18 protein-coding genes and 1 pseudogene are annotated in these 17,365 nt (G+C 59.3%); 4 read left to right on the plus strand and 15 right to left on the minus strand.

Annotated elements, in window-relative coordinates:
• Positions 1-246: 246 nt before the first annotated feature.
• Positions 247-768, plus strand: a complete 522-nt coding sequence (locus KQ910_RS07870; protein ID WP_216958053.1) for a hypothetical protein — start codon at positions 247-249, stop codon at positions 766-768.
• A gap of 35 nt (positions 769-803) precedes the next feature.
• The gene (locus KQ910_RS07875) at positions 804-1,160 is read left to right on the plus strand and encodes a hypothetical protein (RefSeq protein ID WP_216958055.1); all 357 of its coding nucleotides are present in this window, start codon (positions 804-806) and stop codon (positions 1,158-1,160) included.
• A gap of 810 nt (positions 1,161-1,970) precedes the next feature.
• Here KQ910_RS07875 and KQ910_RS07880 read toward each other — a convergent pair.
• Positions 1,971-2,378: a hypothetical protein gene (locus KQ910_RS07880; protein ID WP_216958057.1), complete on the minus strand. Its 408-nt coding sequence runs from the start codon at positions 2,376-2,378 to the stop codon at positions 1,971-1,973.
• 1,362 nt (positions 2,379-3,740) lie between these two features.
• On the opposite strand from KQ910_RS07880, the gene KQ910_RS07885 reads away from it, so the two are divergent.
• Positions 3,741-4,283, plus strand: a complete 543-nt coding sequence (locus tag KQ910_RS07885) for a DUF4136 domain-containing protein (RefSeq protein WP_216958059.1) — start codon at positions 3,741-3,743, stop codon at positions 4,281-4,283.
• A 385-nt stretch (positions 4,284-4,668) separates the two neighbouring features.
• Here the strand turns inward: KQ910_RS07885 and KQ910_RS07890 are convergent, their stop codons facing one another.
• The 13 genes from KQ910_RS07890 to KQ910_RS07950 all read right to left on the minus strand — a co-directional run bounded on the left by KQ910_RS07890 (position 4,669) and on the right by KQ910_RS07950 (position 15,868).
• Complete coding sequence (locus KQ910_RS07890) at positions 4,669-6,126, minus strand: SMODS domain-containing nucleotidyltransferase (protein WP_216958061.1); 1,458 nt, start codon at positions 6,124-6,126, stop codon at positions 4,669-4,671.
• Entirely contained in the window at positions 6,123-6,776 is a 654-nt protein-coding gene (locus tag KQ910_RS07895; protein ID WP_216958063.1) for a hypothetical protein, read from the minus strand. The genes KQ910_RS07890 and KQ910_RS07895 overlap by 4 nt, the downstream gene beginning before the upstream one ends.
• Before the next feature lie 477 nt (positions 6,777-7,253).
• Positions 7,254-8,483 (minus strand): site-specific integrase, encoded by a 1,230-nt coding sequence (locus tag KQ910_RS07900; RefSeq protein WP_216958065.1) that lies wholly within the window; start codon positions 8,481-8,483, stop codon positions 7,254-7,256.
• Positions 8,480-8,776 (minus strand): helix-turn-helix domain-containing protein, encoded by a 297-nt coding sequence (locus tag KQ910_RS07905; RefSeq protein WP_216958067.1) that lies wholly within the window; start codon positions 8,774-8,776, stop codon positions 8,480-8,482. The genes KQ910_RS07900 and KQ910_RS07905 overlap by 4 nt, the downstream gene beginning before the upstream one ends.
• Before the next feature lie 404 nt (positions 8,777-9,180).
• Complete coding sequence (locus KQ910_RS07910; protein ID WP_216958069.1) at positions 9,181-10,305, minus strand: tyrosine-type recombinase/integrase; 1,125 nt, start codon at positions 10,303-10,305, stop codon at positions 9,181-9,183.
• A 12-nt stretch (positions 10,306-10,317) separates the two neighbouring features.
• Complete coding sequence (locus tag KQ910_RS07915; protein WP_216958071.1) at positions 10,318-12,093, minus strand: tyrosine-type recombinase/integrase; 1,776 nt, start codon at positions 12,091-12,093, stop codon at positions 10,318-10,320.
• 139 nt (positions 12,094-12,232) lie between these two features.
• Entirely contained in the window at positions 12,233-12,442 is a 210-nt protein-coding gene (locus KQ910_RS07920; RefSeq protein ID WP_216958073.1) for a helix-turn-helix domain-containing protein, read from the minus strand.
• 370 nt (positions 12,443-12,812) lie between these two features.
• A complete protein-coding gene (locus tag KQ910_RS07925) occupies positions 12,813-13,106 on the minus strand; it encodes a hypothetical protein (protein ID WP_216958075.1) in 294 nt (97 codons plus the stop codon).
• 216 nt (positions 13,107-13,322) lie between these two features.
• Positions 13,323-13,514, minus strand: a complete 192-nt coding sequence (locus tag KQ910_RS07930; RefSeq protein ID WP_216958077.1) for a hypothetical protein — start codon at positions 13,512-13,514, stop codon at positions 13,323-13,325.
• 83 nt (positions 13,515-13,597) lie between these two features.
• The gene (locus KQ910_RS07935; protein WP_216958079.1) at positions 13,598-13,864 is read right to left on the minus strand and encodes a hypothetical protein; all 267 of its coding nucleotides are present in this window, start codon (positions 13,862-13,864) and stop codon (positions 13,598-13,600) included.
• A gap of 29 nt (positions 13,865-13,893) precedes the next feature.
• A complete protein-coding gene (locus KQ910_RS07940) occupies positions 13,894-14,289 on the minus strand; it encodes a hypothetical protein (protein WP_216958081.1) in 396 nt (131 codons plus the stop codon).
• 104 nt (positions 14,290-14,393) lie between these two features.
• A complete protein-coding gene (locus KQ910_RS07945) occupies positions 14,394-15,632 on the minus strand; it encodes a reverse transcriptase domain-containing protein (protein ID WP_216958083.1) in 1,239 nt (412 codons plus the stop codon).
• Positions 15,632-15,868 carry a helix-turn-helix transcriptional regulator gene (locus tag KQ910_RS07950; protein WP_229600635.1) on the minus strand — a complete coding sequence of 79 codons (237 nt, stop codon included), beginning with the start codon at positions 15,866-15,868 and terminating at the stop codon, positions 15,632-15,634. The genes KQ910_RS07945 and KQ910_RS07950 overlap by 1 nt, the downstream gene beginning before the upstream one ends.
• 855 nt (positions 15,869-16,723) lie before the next feature.
• Here KQ910_RS07950 and KQ910_RS07955 point away from each other — a divergent pair.
• The gene (locus KQ910_RS07955; protein WP_216958088.1) at positions 16,724-16,969 is read left to right on the plus strand and encodes a hypothetical protein; all 246 of its coding nucleotides are present in this window, start codon (positions 16,724-16,726) and stop codon (positions 16,967-16,969) included.
• An 8-nt stretch (positions 16,970-16,977) separates the two neighbouring features.
• On the opposite strand, the pseudogene KQ910_RS07960 reads toward KQ910_RS07955, so the two are convergent.
• Positions 16,978-17,334, minus strand: a pseudogene (locus KQ910_RS07960) (transposase); the annotation flags it as partial.
• Positions 17,335-17,365: the final 31 nt, after the last annotated feature.

A 17,365-nucleotide genomic window follows, 5' to 3' on the forward strand; every position in this document is an offset into this window, starting at 1 on the left:
ACTCGGGAGCGTAGTCTCCAACACGCGACAGCGGAAGGCCGTTGCACTGGGGCCTGCAACCCCATGTCAAACTTTGGAAGCGACTTCGGTGTGACGCTGGCAAGTGTCCTCCACCAAAGGATCGCGCAGGTCGCGACGTATCGGGCCATGTAGCCGTGTTCGCTTTCCAACGGTAGAAACGCAGAAAAGGATTGCACGTGTGCATGGGTGGTGCAACTAATGAGGTCACCAATCTATGGGGGAGCCATGAAAGCGTCATTGGGAACACTGATAGCTGTAGCGATTATGGCGGTGACATCCGTCGCCAGTAGTCAGCCGCGCCCAGCCGCCGGCGGCTTTGATGGATGCAAGGACAATGACTTCTCCTGGGATAAGCCGGAGAGGAACAAGCCCTTTACATTCAACGGAAACAACTGTGGTGGTGCGATCGTCTTCAAGCTTCGGTTCACGGGGTGCGAGCAGCGCGCGCCGAACTGCACGCCTGCGGATCCGGGGCAACCACGTGTAAACAAGGATGGTCAGCCCAAGGAAAACAACGCTCGAGCAAGCATCAGCCTATATCGAACAGGTGGGACAAAAGACTACTGCTCTGACCAATCGGCTGCGCATGACTTCAATTTCGACAGCTTCAATTTGGAGTGTATTTACGAGTATCCGCTCCCGCCGGGCGCAAAGGATTTCCTCATCACAATTGATTACGACACAAACGATGTGCGCGAGGATATCCGGTGGATCGGATCATTCGTCTATAAGGCAAAGAAGCCCTAGCGGCCTTCATCCCAATCAATCAACAGGAGGAATTGATGCCAGTTCAACCGCCGCAAGAACATCCGCATGGCTGGGGTTCAATAGTGTCGCTAAAGGAATCACCTCGGCCGGATCTGGATAAGATTCAGAATTGGATCAATGGTCGTAGACCCGATGAAATAGGGCACATCCACGCTGTCTTCTCTCAAGATGGAGGGCCGGGTTCTGACTACAATATCACTGTCTTCTGTAAGAAAGGTGCGGGCAAGTTGGGCGCCGTCACGGTCGGTTTGCACCCTTATCAGGGCCCACAAGATTTTGTGGTGAACCACATCACCGGGAGATCACTTGTGGTGATCGGGTTCTACAACGCTGTGGGGCAGGACAGTGTTTTCACTGTCATGAAAAACTAAATCTTTCGAAGGCTGAAGCCCCGGCTATGGGTCAAATGCAGACGATGCGTTTCAAATCGCATGGAGTCCGTTGCCCAATCGCCGGGCAATGTAGGCTAGGTGCGTGAGTTGGGTGGGCGCTGAAATGGAAAAGCGCCGATGGGCTAGGGGGAACATATGAAATTCTCGATGTTCGCGATCGTGGCGGTGTTGGTTGTTGGTGCCTGCGCTACAGCGCCTACTCCCGTTCCACCTCCGCCCAATAGTTCATCTGGGGATCCAACAGCAGCGAGCGTGCCTACTGGTGGAGTTCGCCTCATCGACAAGAGGCTGCTGGCTGGTAACATCTCCAACGTCCCGTCAGGCAATGGCGAGGAAGCAAATCATCCGATCGCCATCCTGGGGGTTGGGCCTCCGGCTGGGCATCAAGCACAATACGGACTGGTAATGAATCCCAGGATCCCTCCCGCGACGGGAGGGACCCCTGTGATCTCAGTCAAGTATGCTTTGGATGCTCCATACAAGTCATTCGGGGGCACTTTTGGGATCAGCGGAGGGTCAAGCTGTTCGGGCAATCATGCCACTGTTCTCTTTACCATTTCGACAAATAAAGGTGTGGTTGGGACGGTAAGCACCAAGGTATCCAAGGCGCCGGAGTTCAACCTCTTCGACATCCGCGGGGCAATGGAGCTGTCAATTACCGCTGAAGTGGCGTCGGGAAGTCCTGCGCCTTGGTGCGCGGATGGGATGATCGGGGAGCCACAACTTTACCCTTAGAAGCGTGTCGGTGGCAGCGTAGGGGGCCAAACGTCGCTTCAAAAGCTGGCTTTCTTAGATCCGAGATCCCAATGCTCTTAGCTCAGCGATCGCCTCGCGCGCGGCGGCATTCGATGGCCGCCGGCGCGGAGGCTTCGCGGGCGTTGCCTCCGGACGGTCATCTACGATCGCGTGCCGTCGCTTGTACTGCACGACCGATTCCAGATTGATCCGAACCCCGCTTGGCTGGTCGTCGGTCTTGCAGACCCGGTGCCCCTCGATCGCCTCGCAACGCACCAGCGCCCGAACCGTCGCCTGATCGCAGCCGAGAATCACCGCCGCCTGGGCGACGGTTATGGGGTCGGCTTCGGTCTTCCACTCGGCATCATCGGCGGACCTGAACGGATCCTCGCGTCGCAGGCGAGCGAGGAAGGGGAAGGCGCGCAGCTTGAGCTGGTGGCTGTTCGGGCTTCGGCGAGCCATGACGATCTCTCGGTAGGACGTGGCCCCACGCCGCCGCCGCCAGGTTCTGTCTCGCGCCAGTCCTAATCCTGGACCTTGGGCTTTGGCGACTCCTTCGAGCGCAATACGATTTGTGCGCATTGCAGGTCGTCTGCCGCATGCATTGCAGACCTTGCTATGGCTTGTGTGACGGCCTTGCAGGCACCTCGCGCCGGGCTGCGCTAACTGAAGCGCTGCTGCCAGAGGCGAGCGACGATCAAGATCCAGATCACTGTCTCAGGGACAAAATGGAAGCGGAAGTATAGACTGCGGGCCGTGAAAGCGAACTCAACCATTGCATGCTCCTTAAGATGTTTCCTGATGCCTGCGCGCAGGACCATCACCAGAGCCTCATGAACCGGACTCTGCTATTGCAAGGTCGAAATTGCTCGCGCCTAAACTGCGCTCATGTCCAAGGCAAACCGGTAGCTGCCCATACAGGCGTTGCGTCTTCCTAGCTCCGACACCATGTCTGTGTTGCGCGGTTTAGCGCTCGCAAAATCTATTGGTTTGGACGCCGAACTTCAGGTATCGGCCAAGGCTTGTAGGTCCATCCTAACGTCGCCATGCAATTCGAAAAAAGCGGGCGATTTCCCTTGCTCTCCGAGTGGCACGATTTCTGATCATCCGTCAGCATGCGCCTCTCATACGGGCCCTGCCACCCGTAAGGCTGCTCCGTTGGTGCGGGCCTAGGTGCTGGTGGTGTGGAGATCATCTTCCAACCTTGGCTGTACATGCAGTCGAGAAAGAGAGGGTGCGGATTTGGTGGTCGGCTCTCAATTTCGATGGGTAGGGCCTTTTCGCAACGTCCCAGTGCTCGCTTCCATTCCTCAATACCTGCTGGGCCATCGTCTTGGATGTATCCAATGGTCCTCTGGTACGCCTGAGCAAATACACCGGTGGCTGTCCAGCCCATGCTTAAGCAAGCGCAGAACAGCACTATAATGATCTGTCGCCTTCCATTATTACTTGCGCGCTGGACAGCCCTACCCTGAAGCGTTGTTCGGTGCAGCGCTTTATCTCTTGATGGCAACATCAATATTGATCTCCTTGCAAGCCTGGAGCAGTTAGAGGTCATTGTCCGACGCAGCCTCTCGGTCCTCAAGAGTTTCCTCCGCTCCAGTTGAATCAAGCGATACAAGTTAGCTTTTGGCGACTTGTCAGTTGTTGGCCTTGGCGAACTCTCGCCTCCGAAGTTGTATGGTAGGTTGTTCCTCAACTAGGGGAGAAGGACATGCTGGGAGCAGCAAGGGCTATCCTGCTCGTGGTTGCAATGATGTTGGGGCGTGTGGGGCGCAAGTCGAAACGACCGTTACGGCCCATCACAGGCTGCCCGGGGGCGCTGTGGGCAAAACCTTCCAGATGCTGCCCTACTCGAACCAGGAAGGCAGCCTGGAGTGGCAAACCTACTCTGATCTCGTCGCCCGCCAGTTGACGTCCAGAGGCCTCGTAAGGGTCGAAGGGGATGTAGTCCCGGATCTAGCCGTCTTTATCGCCTATGCGATCGATCGCGGTCGCACCACTGTGTCCTCCGTGCCGATGTATGGTCAGACGAGCAGTGGCGGCACTTCAACGACGACCGGCTATGTCGGGACGCGACCGGTCTACGCCTCGACCTATACGCCTCTGACATACGGAGTGACCGGATATGCTCCGGTCGAGAGTACCGTTTACGGGCGGGCGATGAAAATCGGCATTGTCGACGTGCGGGCGACGCTGGCCCAGAACAAGACTGTGACAGTGTACGAAGCAACGGCCACGAGCTCGGGGGAGAGCGGCACCCTGAATGCGGTCATGCCTGCGATTGTCGAGGGCGCCTTCAAGGACTGGCCAAGCCAGTCTGGTGCCACGCGCACCGTGTCGGTGCCGCTGTCGGCAACGAAATAGCTGGGCCCTAACCACCTCGCTCTTGCTCTAGGCAGCAGCGCCACGTCTAGCTATAAACGGGGCCAATCGGGACCAAGTCCCCAACAAGAGTCCCCAACAGGGAACGCGAAGTCTGAATAATCCCAGTGTCCCCGTAGCTCAGCCGGATAGAGCAGCGGTTTCCTAATTGTGGGGCCGTTCGCTAAGTGGTTGAAAACTAACGGCGTGGCGTGGGGCGAATGGCCCCGTTTGGACCACTTTGAGACGACTAGTCCCTGACAAAATCCCTGACGGATACTTTGCACATCTCGGCGAGCATTGGAGGCATTAGACTCTTGTTCGCCACGCCCGTTAGTAGCTGCGCAATTCCGCCGAAGGAACTGGAGTTCTACGTCATTCGTTGAGGTTACTCGATCATCACCCGGAATGCCTCGCTCTTGCCGACGACCTTGTTATCGCGCTTCCGGATGACGAACGCCTCGACGAGATGAACGCCACGATACTTCAGTTCTTCCCAGCGGCCGTTATCACTTTCCGGCTTCTCGAATTTGCCACGCAACGCGTTCTCCGCTGCAGCCGCCTCGTCAGTATTCGTCACGCGCCACTGGACGGTGTAGAGCGAAGCGTCGAAAGGCATGCCGGTGTTCGTAACCGCTTTGAAGTGGAGATAGTAGCCCGGCTGAAGCGGATCGAGCGACTGCACGGAGCCGACGACCTGTGCGCCGTACTTGCTGCTATGCAAGTCGGCGCGAACGGTCACTGACATCATCTGGTTTGCAAGAACGCGCTTCCACTTCGGTGCCTCCATGTACGATTTCTTGTTGAACGTTGCGGGTAGGATGCGACCACCGAAGAGCTTGATAGCATCCACCAGATCTCCCGCGAAGTTCGATGCCTCGGCCAGCGTGCGACGCACATCGGCAGCAAGTGCCTTGCTGACCGACTTGCCCTCCTCAAGTACAACGCCGCTCGCGTAGTCCTCACCGAAGACGCGCCGCCATTTTGCGATGCTCTCCGAACGATCCTGTTCGTCGTACGCGTCGTCGATCCAATCGCGGTAGGTGTGGATCTTGTCGCGGAAAGTTAAATACTGCTCTTCTGTCCAGGCGTCCGCGAAATTCTCTGTCTGCAGGAACGGATTTGTGACCGCCGGCTTCGTCAGGTTCATCTGCAGCCAGTCGTCCATTCGGCCGATCACCGTCTTCAAAGCGGTCGGCGTGTCGACGAACGCGGCGCTATCCTTGTCGGCGGCGTTGATACGATAGCCGAGGATCGTCGTCAGTAGGACGGACGAACAGGTGAAGCGTGTTTTGATGTCTCGCAGATATTTAATGAGACGCGTAACCTTCCGGAAGCTGTTGCTGCCTGAATAGCTGTTCTTCTCGACGAGCCAATCGGTGTATTTCTGGGGCTCGGAGCGCTCGAATTGGTTTGTGTCGTGGTTGCAGACTTCGAGGCGCGTGAACCCGCCGCGATTCACTACGCACGGTGCTACGTCGATCTTCTTATCGTTCGCGTAGGTGATAGTGACGCAGTGGGACCACCCCTTCACCATGCCCTTGTAAGTGCCGTTCGCCTTGAAGGCATCTAGCAGTGTGTCGAGATATGTTTCGGCGTCCCAGCCATCGACCGGCTTTACGAACACGATCAGATCCGCATCGAATTCGCCTTGATCGACGGGCTTGATGATTGTTTTGTGAGCCCACGACCCTTGCTCCATCCAGCCGTGCAAGTGGGGCTTCCAGTCCGATGCGCGCACTGCGTCTTTGATCGACCCGACGCTGTTCTCTAGATTCGTGACGCGTGTCGAGTTTAGGTTGACAGTATCGCGCAGGAAGTCGTTGAAGAGGTCGACGTGCTTCATTTGCGGTTCGCCCGATCGTTCGCGCGATCCGCCTGATAGTCGCGCCAGCGCTGGTCGAGGTTCTTGCGCTGCAGTTTGTATGCATACGGCACGATCTCGGGGGCACCTTCGATCGCGGCATTGTAGTCGGTCATCGCGAAGAGAACGTCTGGCAAGGGATAGTCGGCACGGTCGGCCGTCATGAGCCGATGCCGCACTTCTTTGATGTCATTTGCCGCGGACAGATGCGCCTGGAAAGCGCCGAGCACGTCGGACGACAACACGAAGATGAGCGCCGCGAGGAAGATCCGTACCATGACGAACGCGGTATCGCGCGTTACATAGGGCGTGCTGGCTAGCGCGACTGCGATCGCGATGAAGCCGAACAACACCAGGATGACGAGCATCACGTACGCACTGATCCGATGAAGGTCTTCGCTATAGATCGCTGACTCTTCGATCATTTCCGCGAGCCGGGCTGGGCCAGGCGGGCTGTTCGTCGCGTAGTACATATGGTCTTCGCATTTCTTCGCTTCTGTTGAGTCGACGGTGAAACGACCGCGGAGGCTCTGGATCTCGCTGGTTGAAAGCGGCTGATCGAGCCCGCCGAGCAACAATGCGCCGCGACGCGCCGCGACGCGCCGCGTTCGCGGCGGACCGGGATTTGACATAGAGATAATTGACGAGGCACCAAGTAACGAGCAGCACGCCGCCTGCGATTGCGAGCCCGTAAATCAGTACTTTCTCAGAGTCGGGCACGACGACCGAAATCGCGGCAGGCAGTGCGGCGGCTAGCTGGAGGCCGAACAACCACTTGCGGAGCAGCGCGGCCTTGTTGAACTCGGCTCGCATATAGCCGACGAGATTGGCAGACGTCAGGCTCATGGCCGAACTCCTAGGGTCGGACCCAAACTTGGGTTTGCCGGCTGGCCCAGTCTACGGGAATCGTTCCCGACCTGTTCACATCGATGTGGAAATCGTGGAAATGCCGCTGCTCGGGACCGGTTTCAGATGAAAATGCGCCCATACTGGGCCAAGGCTGCGAGGGGCGAGCCCTAAGGGAAAATTCACTTGCCTCGCTGGCGATGGTCTGTCCGACTCCTTCAACTAAGACGGGGCGTTTGGATCGTCTCGAGTGATGACGTGACCTATTTTGCAACACACCGCTTAGAACGCTCCGGGCGATGTCCCATGGCCTTATTGACGGCGGCACGCACTTCGCCGGCTGCGAGCTTCACATAGAGCGCGGTGGTGGCTGGATCGGCATGCCGAGCCGCATCTTGGGTCGCTGCGGCCTGGACCTTGGCAACCTCAGTTACGTAGCGAGCGCGGACGTCGTGAAAGCGATGAGGCTGCTCGATCTCTCCGGTCTTGATCGTGGTGCGCCATGAGCGACGCACGCTCTTGATCGGGCACCAGGCTGCGACAGGAACTTCCTCGCCACGCAGCATCGCTCTCCAGTGCTTCGGGCCTGGCCATGTAACGAGATGCTTCTGCCGACGCTCGACTGCCTGTCGGCTGAGTCGTTCGAGCAACACCATGCCCACCTCGCCGCCGAATACGCGCTCGTCGCGTCCACTCTTGGTTTCCTCGCCGGAGAAGAATAGCCCGCCCTCCTCGCGGTCTATATGTCGCCGCTCAACCCAGAGGGCCTCTCCGCGGCGCAGGCCGAAAACCCTCGATAGCTCAGCCGCTTCCGCCGTCCAAGGCGGCGCCACGGCCTGGCGCGCATCAAACTCACCGTCAGGCATTGGGCGGGGTTCGCGCCTGGCTGTTTTCAGCAACTTCACTTCGAGCGAGAAGTGCAGCTCGCGTTCGCGGGTAATTGGATTGCGGGTGCCGTAGGCAATTGCAAATAGTGCGGCCAAGCACATTAGATAGCTGTTGGTCGTGCGGGGAGACCGGACGCGCTTCGTTGTCCTCCACCACTTGTCGTCAGTACGGTCGCGGCGCTTCTTTGGATCCGGACCGCCAATCCACACCCGCAACTTCCGTGTCGCCGCGTACTGCCGATATTCCTCGACGCTTGCGGCGGTAATCTCGGTTATGGCCGTCGCCGGCCCGAAGAAGCCCAAGATTTCGGCAACGTAGAGCTTGTGGTTCGCGATGTGGTCGGGATCCGTCCCGACCTTGCGTTGCAGATGCAACGTCGCTGCCATCGCCAGAGTATAGGTGCCGGGTCGGGCGCCCTTCCTGGTCAAGCTATACGTCTGCCGTGCTGCCCGACGCAGCATGCTCTCGATTTCAGCCGCCTCTCGCCGGTTCTTGGCCTGTGTGTCGGTTGTTGGGTCGACGCAGTAGCCTTGGTAGCGTTGGCCCCCAAGCTGGAAATCGTATGTCCACCGACCGCCGCGCTTTTGGTTCTTGAATACAGTCACGGTGTCTTCCTGACCGTGATACCCATGGCCAGAAGTTCGGCCATGGCTGCGTCGTGTACCGTCGACCGCTGACGGCGGCGCGAGATTGGCTGCGTCTGCGCGTTGTCATTTACCGGTTCGCCACCGATTTGATGGCGCGCGATGTAGTCGTGGATGGAAGCCAGATGTACGCGGATGCCTCGCGGGTTTTTGCCTTTGCCGACGCGATGGCCACCAAGTTGCCGGCTGACCAGTAACGCCCGCACAGTAGTTGGATCGCACCCCAGCCGGCGTGCCGCTACCGCGACCGTCACCGAGTCATCGGGTGACTCGGAGGAGGTTGGAGGTGGCGACGGGTGAGGCTGGGTCGTCATCGACTATTTGAGTAGCCGTGTCGGACATCGCCGCGAAGGCCTGTACGCCAAGGTGGTAGCAGGTTCGAACCACCCTTCGCCGTTGCAGTTGCCGGGCGGGAGCAAATAGACCGTGTTGATCGTGTGCATCGTTGTAGTTCCGGACGCCTCGGTGCGAAGTAGATGTCGCGGCAATCGCGACATTTTCCTAAGGCATTGAAATTACGATGACTTTTGGCGACGTGGATGCAAGTGTTGTTGGTGGCGCCAAACAGATTGTTCGCCGTCTCTGGGTGCTGAAGCCCGCCTCGATGGGGTTCTCGAGCGCCGCTTAGCGTCCGCTCTCTTGGCCTGAGATCCCGCGGTCAGATCCTTTCGTCGCGCTGCCGACGGGCAGACTGGTCGCGCCGGGTGGCCGGTCGTCGCCCCTTCGCACGGCGGGCGGCAATCACCGCCCCATAGCGGTGACCTGCTTCCACGTTATCGGCCAGCACATAGAACTCGCGACTTGAACTGTCTCGATGCTGGAGCAGGGGTGTGACCAGCCGGATCAGGTCCGGTCGTTCCAGTACGAGCGTCGTTGCGGCGCTGTGCCGGAACGCGTGTGGGAACATGGACTCGTCGAAAGCCGCCCCGGTGCGATCCACGATCAGGTTGTAGATGCCGCGCGCCGAAAGTGGGCCGCCGCGCTTGTTGAACCAGACAGCAGCTTCGGCCTCCGGTGAGGACATTTTCGAGTTGGCAGCCAGCACGGGCCGAAACTCGTTGAGGTAGCGCTCGAAGAGGGCGGACAGTTCCGCTCCCAGCTGCCCCTCGTGCGGACGGTTCTCTTTCATTTCCCGGGCCGACCACGCAATCCGATAACCGTCCCCCTGCCGGAGAAGGTGTTGCCTCAGCCTCATCAACGAGACGGTGTCGAGTCGCGGCACTGCGAGCGCCATAAAAACGATGATCAACCCGTCGCGGTAGAGGATCGCCCGCTGATGTAGCGTTGCGCCGCCTTCCAGGACCGCTTGCTTCATCAAGGACACGCCAAGCTCTACGATCCGGGCGGTGTGCTGCGTACGCGCTTGTGTCCGTCGTCGATCGGACGGTTCGCCTCGCAAGCTGTTGATGCCTCGCATGAGCCAGGCAGCCGGTGTCTCCGGCGAAAGAGCTGCCAAGGCTGCCCGTACGCCATCGACGCGCGTCGCCATGGTCCTCGGCGACAAGCCGGCGAAGCGCATATCGTCGACATAGGCCCCCATAAATCCGGGCGTCACCCAGCCGCTGAAGTCGGCATGTTCGTTCAGCCGGCCAGTCCATTTTAGCCAACCGACGAAGTACGAGACGTTCCAAACATGCAGGTCGAACGTTCCATCGCGCCAGGTCGCCGCGACGTTGCGTTTGGTGAACGCTCCAGGCTTGGCCTGGCGCAGGTCGTGTAGACGCCGCAGAGTCGGCGGCCACGTCGACGGCTTGATGGCAGGGTACGGCAGAAGTCTGGGCATGTACGGTCTTCCCTATGCGATCTTGAGCTTGGTGAGCCGGGCATTGCGCTCGCCGAGTACCACCGTCGTGAAGTGCTCGATCGCCTTCGTGGCGCAGAGACGGGCATAAAACTTCTCGGTCGTCGTCTGCCACTTGTGGCCCAGCATCACCTTGGGCACGCCAAAGTCGCCGGGATGAGCGTCGAGGTAGATCATCGTGCCGATATGGCGAAACAAGTGGACGTTGACGTCGAGGTCCAAACGGCGGCGGATCGTTCGCTTAACGAGGTCGGCCACCATGCACCGGCCTTTCGGCGTGCCGTCGGTCCGTAGGAACAGCATGTTGGTCGCCTTCGCCTTCAGGAGCGGCCTGCACTTCGCCATATAGAACTGCAGAAGAGCGATCGTCTGCTTCTGCAACGAGAAGCGCAGCGGCTGTTTGTTCTTGACCTCATCCTGCTCGATCAGGATGTGCCACTTGTTGTCCTTGGTGGGCGCGACCGGCCAGAAATGCTTCGACAAATCCAGGTGCGCAAGGTTCTTGCGCCGCACCATAGTCGCGAGCAGAAGCTCGATGGCAACGGCTGCCATCATCTCCGTTGCGTCTTCTACCGTGATTGCCTTCTTCTTCTTGATCTCGGACAGAATCCGGTACGGCAGGTAAAGGAACTCGTTCACGACCTCTGGGCTCGAGAATTGATCGAGCTTCTTCATGTTCTTGTCGCTAAATTCCGCGGGCCCCAGCTCGCGTTCGATAAAGTCGAAGATTTCTCCGCGTATGGCGTCGCGTACGGCTTCGCCGGGGTGGACGTAGTTGTCGGCCATAGAGAGCCAGGCGGCTGCCATGTTCAGATGGTCCTTCAGGAACTTGTCACCGGCGCGCGCGCGCTGCCAGTTCAGGCCCTCCTTCAGCCAGTGGATGTCGAGCAACGCCGACAGGTTGACGATTGCGGCAGGGCTGCGGCCAGCGTGGACCTGGGCGGAGGCCGTTCGCCACGCCACCTCCCGGTAGCGGACCAGGGTGTCCGGCCGAAGCTGCTTGGCGGCCGTCGTGTCGAAGATGTTCTTGGCTGGTTTGCCCGACAACTCCAAGTAAGTACCGATGTCGGACCAAAACGACGAGGGGAGAAGATCCCGAGGGATGCTCCACGTCCTCGGATTGGTGAGGCTCGGGAACTCGGGCAGTGGCCAGTCCGGGATCGTCCTGCGCGCGGCGTTCGACGTCCGCAAGGCCTTCTGCAGCGTGGCGCGCGGGTTCTTGAACGTCGAGTGGTTCAAGGTCTCGTCGGCGAATTCATGCCAGACCGCCAACGTGACCTCCGGCGGGTCGATGCGGCGCGCGGAGCAGAATTTGGCGAGCGTGCTCAGGCCCTGGATTTCATCCTGGCTCGGAAGAGACCGAGCAAGTTCTGTCCAGGCGTGCCTCGTGACGCCCCCGCGACGAGTCCCGACAGCCAAGATGCCGGCACGAACAAGTACTCGATTGAGAAGCGTAACGACGCCGGAGCGATGACGCCTGTTCTTCAGTTTTCGAATTTTCTGGATGCGATCGTCAACCAGGTGACGCACCTCCAGCGGGATCGTTGACAGCGGAGTGTCGTCGATCCTGCCCAGCCATCTGATCGCAGAACATTCATTATTATGTTGGTTGCGCGTTCGGGTTGGATCGGCCCGGACCCAGTCGAGAAGGTCCCGCGCCGTATCCAGGCGCGGGATGGACGGCTTCGCAGTAGCGATCGCGAGTTGGTGGACGGTCTCGAAAGCCTCGAAGGCGTCGAGCGGGTCGAACTGATCTTCATCGTTGGACATGGGGTGCCTTGGGGTGACAGGAGCGGACGGGGGGACGAATTAACGGGAGTGATACACGAAGAAGTTTATTTGATTGTTTGAACACACAGCCGTTAACGGCGTGACTGTGCATGACAGGAGCGGCCTACAAAGGACTGCTTTAGCTGTACTTTTTCTTCGCGATCAGCATCGCAAGATCGGGCTCCGAGACGCGCAGAGCGCGACCAAACTTGCAGGCCGGCAATTGGCTGTCCGCGATCCAGCGACGGACTTCCCGGACGCTGAAGTTAGTGATGTCGGAAACCTGCTTTACCGTCAGCAGCTTTGGGATCTTCGACGGCGAGGGCGGCTGATTGGAATTCGTTGACATGGCATGCCTCCTGTCGCCGTCCTGTCCCGGACATGGACGGGTGCGGCGTGTAGGTCAGGAGTAGTCGGGGAAGTGGAGGTCGGGTATGTAGTTCAGCCGAACTGGCAGCTCTCTGCTGCCGCACGTCGGTCACCGCGATCGGCGCGTGTGAGCAACCAAGACGCTCGGCCCGAGCGTCAAACTCCGAAGCGCCTACTCGGCGGCGTTATTGGTTCTACAGATTGCAGAGATCTGCGCGAAAGTGCGTGAACGAGCAGGGCCCTTTAGCAAGTAGTCGATGGCGCCGGCACGTTCCTGCGGCGGAAACCCCAAGCGTCCTTCTCGGAGCATCGCGCCACAGCAACAGCTAAATCATATGGAGAAACCGGGCTCAGTCGTCCTCATCTTCGTCGTCCTCGTCCTCCAAGATATGCCCATACAGCTCGCGTATTGGCCGACTGCCGAGGTCTGCCGATTGCTCTAACGTCAGCTCTGGACTGAATATGTGGTTTACGCGTCGGATTTCGATCAGCTGAACCGTGTCCCAGTGCGGCCCGCGCTCGATCCTGTCATGAAGATCTTCGATCTCTTCCAGGTACATCTCAACGTCGAGAGTTCCAGCGCTGGTTTTGTAGTACGCTACCGCGTGCCACCGGGCGAGATTGCTCAATGCGTCGTCTGACATAGTGTTTCTCCTCAGCCTTGCCTCATGCACCCGATTGTCCCGGCACGACCAACTGAGTAGCCGAGATTGGCAGAACGCCAAGTGAAATCTCTGACGTTCGTAAAGTGCACACCTGTATGTATTATCGCTTACACTTGGCGCTTCCTTAGGGTGGTCGTCGGTCCAGCGACGGGCTCGTGCAATCAATTGCACGAACCCCTTTTGTCAACGAGGCGATCAGCGATGCCGTGCGCGGTACGCATCGATTGCCGCGTCATACTCGGCGCGCTCTGCAGGACTTAGTTTGGCGTAGCCCTCTTCAACGACGAGGATGCCTGTCTGCTCGTAAGCATAGATCAATTCCGGACGTATGCCCGCTTGCTGCATGGCTTTCACGAGGCCCTTTTGAATTTTTGCTATTTTAGACATTTGTAGAAATCCACTTCTGGAATGTAATGAAAGGCAGTTATGTCTCCCGCAGGTGAGCGCCTACGATGGGACACTGTTTTCCTTTAGAGCGTGGGATCCGCGCGGCGCGTGATTGAGAATTGACGCGGAGCCTCAATCAGCAAGCGGAGCCGGTGCCGCCCCGCCTCAGGCTCCAGACCAATCCAGATATTCGAGATGACTTCGGTCATGCGGCTGGAGTGGATAGTAGTTTTCAAGCCGGTTTCGACGATCAGGGTCGCGGCGTTGCGTCCGTCGATTGAGAGAATCGTCAGCCAATGATCGGCTATATCGATCACCTCGCCAACCTTGACGCCAAGAACCAGGGCCATGATGACCTCCAGATGTTTGTGTGAACGGGCTAGAGGTATTCAGCCGTTGGCGGCGCGCTAAAGCCGGCACTGATCCGGTTACGCCGGTCGGCCTGCTGCGCTTGGACATCGATCCGTGCTCGAAGCTGTTCGAGGACTTTCGGCCGAAGCACGCCGACGGTCAGTAGTTGTCCGACCGGAACCCAGTGGGGCTCACCCGCAGTAGGGGGCCCGGTTCTGCGCCGGCCTGCGCGCGGGATTGCGAGCAGCGTGAGGCCGGCTTCTAGGCGTTGATTTTCGGTTTTCTCGGTTCGGGACTGGACGTGGAAGTAGGGCCAGTGCGGCGTGTAGGCGAACGCTACACGCGCTTTACGAACGGTGCTCTCGTCGAACGCTCGTATAGAGAGGGCAAACTCAATCGTCCCGTTGAAGGGTGGCGTCGTCATTTCAATCTCCTAAGTGATTGAAAAGACGATGACTTTTACCGGCGAGGATGCAAGGAGAAGGCGCCGCGAGGCCGAAGAAAGTCAGCTCGCCCACAGCCAGTGCGTTAGCTGCCGGAGGTTCTTGCCTTGAAGGCCGTCTGCCACAGGAGCCCAAGCGACTCCGGCGTCGGTTGCCATAGCGGGAAAGACGCCGGCCACGCCTTGCGGTATTTACTCACGCGGCCCTTACCTGAGGCCGGATCGCCATCGAGGAACTTCTCGCGCGCCCTCGCGCTGAAGTGGTCGTAGGAACGCTTCGATGGATGGATGCGAATTCCGCCGCCGTAGTGGGCCGGCTTCTGGCGAAATCCATACTTTACGATGTTCACGCCCTCGCTGATCGGACCGACATGATGTCGACCGATAGTCAGCGGGCCGGCAGGGCTGCTCTCAAGTGCAGAACGTAAGGCCTTGAATGACTCTCTGGCCTGTCCCAGGCCCTTGGCGCACACGGTGATGTCATCGCCGTAGATGACTGAACGGTGTGAAATGCCTGTCGCGCTGACCAGCGGTCCGAGGACTGCGCGCGACATGATGAGGGTAGAGGTCAACGACCCCTGGGGTAGGCCCTGCCGGGCCGCTGTATCGGTTTCGAAGGTGAAGTGGTCGTATATGTCGAGGGGGAAGCCGAACAATTCCTCCTTCCATTCGGGTGGCTGCTCGACCGTGTCCCCGTCCTGCACCAGGAGCACATTGCGCGTGACCTGGTGCGGGAGCGGGAGCAGCTGAACGAGCTTGTCTTGGTTGACGGACCTGAAGCAACTCCTGATGTCGACGGTAACTACATGGTCATACCCCTCGGTTTCGATCATTTCTTTCACGCGAAGCATCTGCGCGTCTGCTCCTCGACCACGCCGTAAGAAGTCGAAGTCACAAGGCGGGAGCCAGACATCGAGGATGTCGGCACAAAGTGTCTGGAGAGCACGGCGGGCGGGCCCGAAGTTCAGAACCAGCCGTGCGGGGCCTCCTGGGTTGTCTACTGCGACCTGTCGGATGACCTCGTCGATCCGCCGGTAGGGGTTGAGAAGGCCAGCCCTCACATTCAGGACCGCCAGCGACTCGTAACGCCCCTCAGGCGTCGATCTCGCTGACCGAATTACTGCCGACAATCGGCCGGAGAACGAGCGCAAGATGCTCCGGGTGAGAGCTTCCGCACGACCATGGTCGCCTGCTGAGAGTGCGCTTGCGAGGCGGTGGAGCTGGTCCTGATGTCGCTCGGCCAGCTTTCTGACCCACGCCAGCTGGGCGCCGTCGAGCGCCATCGCCAGTGCGCGGCCCATAGTCGATCTGTTGATGCAGTTCATCACTCGCTACCCGCGTCTTGGAGTGGACCATTGCGGGTGGCGGCCAAGGCGAGAATGTCCGCGAGCCGGTAGTAGGTTCGAGTTCCAGAACCCTTCGTAATGCGCTCGGGCATTTTTCCGGCATCTTGCCAGCGATACAAAGTCTGGCGGGAAACGCCGAGCACTTCGGCTGTCTCGTAGATGCAGAGGAGCCCCATTACGCGACGGAATGCGACCTGATGGTCTTTCTTGGTCATCTTCACGAGCGCCCACCCAAAACGGATGTGACAGTCTTGCGCTGCTGATTGCAGAGGTCGCGTGCGTCGCCCCCTGGACCGACGCGACCTGTCGTTAAGCATGCGCACCGGGTTGGTGACGCTATTTCCCTGACTTCGATGGCTACGGGAGTCGCGCTGTCGGCTGCACGATACGCAAGGAAACGCGCGAGAACTTCTTGCGCATCGTCGAAGGCCTGCTCGACGGCTGCGGGGGTGGGAAGCCCGCCTGAAGCCCAGGACTTCAGCGCCCCCAGTACAGCGCGGCGTTGCACAGCTGCGTCCAGAGGCTCGCGCCGGTCATCCAGCATCGCCATGAGCAAGAGCACGGCGTTCGACAATGGAGTGGTCTGAAAATTGTTCACGGGCGCTCCTGGTGTCACTGCGCTGTGGGCGCTTTTCGGAGCATTCAAGCAGTAGCCGAGATGCAGCCGATAGGGAGAGAAATCTGAACGCATTGCGAAATTGGCAATCAAACGAATATTTTCGTCTGCGCAGGTGCGCAGGTGCGCTGGAGAGCGGCGTCGGCGCTGGGGATTGTATGATCATTACGTATGGCTTCCCGTGCGCTGCCACCGGGTTGCTGAATCAGCGCGTGATTGGCCTTGTGCAATTGATTGCACGGCAATTCGACAGCGGCCGGCGGCAAGTCATCTGCACGGGTCGGGGGCTGGATGCAGGACTAGTTGGCGGGCAAGCGATTCCAAGTATCTATTCGGCCTGCTACGGAGCCGGCGAAGCACTTCGTCGCGGCAGCGGGTGGTAGAGTAAGAAGACGACGGACGCAGAGCCCCACAAGGTGGCCTGATCGGAATGAGCGAGTGGGGTCGAGGATCCATGAAGGCGACAATCGAACCGGGAAGTTTTGTCGAGCTGCGGGGCCGTCCCTGGCTGGTCGAGGAAGTTCAAGGTGAACTGACCGACCTGCAGACCCCAAACCTTTCCTGCATTGCCGATAATGCTCAGGGGGAGCGGCTTGAAGTTCTCTGGGATGCTGAAATCGGGGCCGTCTTGCTCGATGAGGATGGCTGGCGGCATGTCGGTGCCGGCCTTCCTGATCGTGCGGAAGTGCTAGCCGCCTAGCTGCTCACGTCCATCCCGATCAGCCCGTAGGCCCGGCGCTGGCTTACCCCGTGGAACCGTTGCACGTGGTCCACTGCCCGCCGCCGAACGGCGGGCCTCAGAACTTCCCCGAGGCGATATCCCTCAGTGCCGCATTGTCGAGCATCGCTTCGGCCAGCAGCTTCTTCAGCCAGCGGTTTTGCCTCTTCCAGCCGCCGTAGCCGCTTGGCGTCCGAGACCTGCATCCCGCCATACCTGCTCCGCCAGTGGTACAGCGTCGCCTCGCTGATCCCGTGCTGGCGGCACAAATCCGCATGCTTCGCCCCCGCATTGTGCAGCTTCAGGATCTCGATGATCTGCTCTTCGCTAAACCGCTTCCGCTTTATGTCCGTTCTGCTCGAACGGACTCAACAGTAC

The organism is Reyranella humidisoli (assembly GCF_019039055.1).
GTDB lineage: Bacteria > Pseudomonadota > Alphaproteobacteria > Reyranellales > Reyranellaceae > Reyranella > Reyranella humidisoli.

Excerpts from the sequence above, each read along its gene's own strand:
- KQ910_RS07875 (WP_216958055.1), top strand. The coding sequence starts at position 804 with ATGCCAGTTCAACCGCCGCAAGAACATCCGCATGGCTGGGGTTCAATA.
- KQ910_RS07935 (WP_216958079.1), bottom strand. The coding sequence starts at position 13,864 with ATGGCCCTGGTTCTTGGCGTCAAGGTTGGCGAGGTGATCGATATAGCC.
- KQ910_RS07925 (WP_216958075.1), bottom strand. The coding sequence starts at position 13,106 with ATGTCAGACGACGCATTGAGCAATCTCGCCCGGTGGCACGCGGTAGCG.
- KQ910_RS07880 (WP_216958057.1), bottom strand. The coding sequence starts at position 2,378 with ATGGCTCGCCGAAGCCCGAACAGCCACCAGCTCAAGCTGCGCGCCTTC.
- KQ910_RS07890 (WP_216958061.1), bottom strand. The coding sequence starts at position 6,126 with ATGAAGCACGTCGACCTCTTCAACGACTTCCTGCGCGATACTGTCAAC.
- KQ910_RS07955 (WP_216958088.1), top strand. The coding sequence starts at position 16,724 with ATGAAGGCGACAATCGAACCGGGAAGTTTTGTCGAGCTGCGGGGCCGT.
- KQ910_RS07945 (WP_216958083.1), bottom strand. The coding sequence starts at position 15,632 with ATGAACTGCATCAACAGATCGACTATGGGCCGCGCACTGGCGATGGCG.
- KQ910_RS07950 (WP_229600635.1), bottom strand. The coding sequence starts at position 15,868 with ATGACCAAGAAAGACCATCAGGTCGCATTCCGTCGCGTAATGGGGCTC.
- KQ910_RS07910 (WP_216958069.1), bottom strand. The coding sequence starts at position 10,305 with ATGCCCAGACTTCTGCCGTACCCTGCCATCAAGCCGTCGACGTGGCCG.
- KQ910_RS07940 (WP_216958081.1), bottom strand. The coding sequence starts at position 14,289 with ATGACGACGCCACCCTTCAACGGGACGATTGAGTTTGCCCTCTCTATA.
- KQ910_RS07870 (WP_216958053.1), top strand. The coding sequence starts at position 247 with ATGAAAGCGTCATTGGGAACACTGATAGCTGTAGCGATTATGGCGGTG.
- KQ910_RS07895 (WP_216958063.1), bottom strand. The coding sequence starts at position 6,776 with ATGTCAAATCCCGGTCCGCCGCGAACGCGGCGCGTCGCGGCGCGTCGC.
- KQ910_RS07920 (WP_216958073.1), bottom strand. The coding sequence starts at position 12,442 with ATGTCAACGAATTCCAATCAGCCGCCCTCGCCGTCGAAGATCCCAAAG.
- KQ910_RS07915 (WP_216958071.1), bottom strand. The coding sequence starts at position 12,093 with ATGTCCAACGATGAAGATCAGTTCGACCCGCTCGACGCCTTCGAGGCT.
- KQ910_RS07930 (WP_216958077.1), bottom strand. The coding sequence starts at position 13,514 with ATGTCTAAAATAGCAAAAATTCAAAAGGGCCTCGTGAAAGCCATGCAG.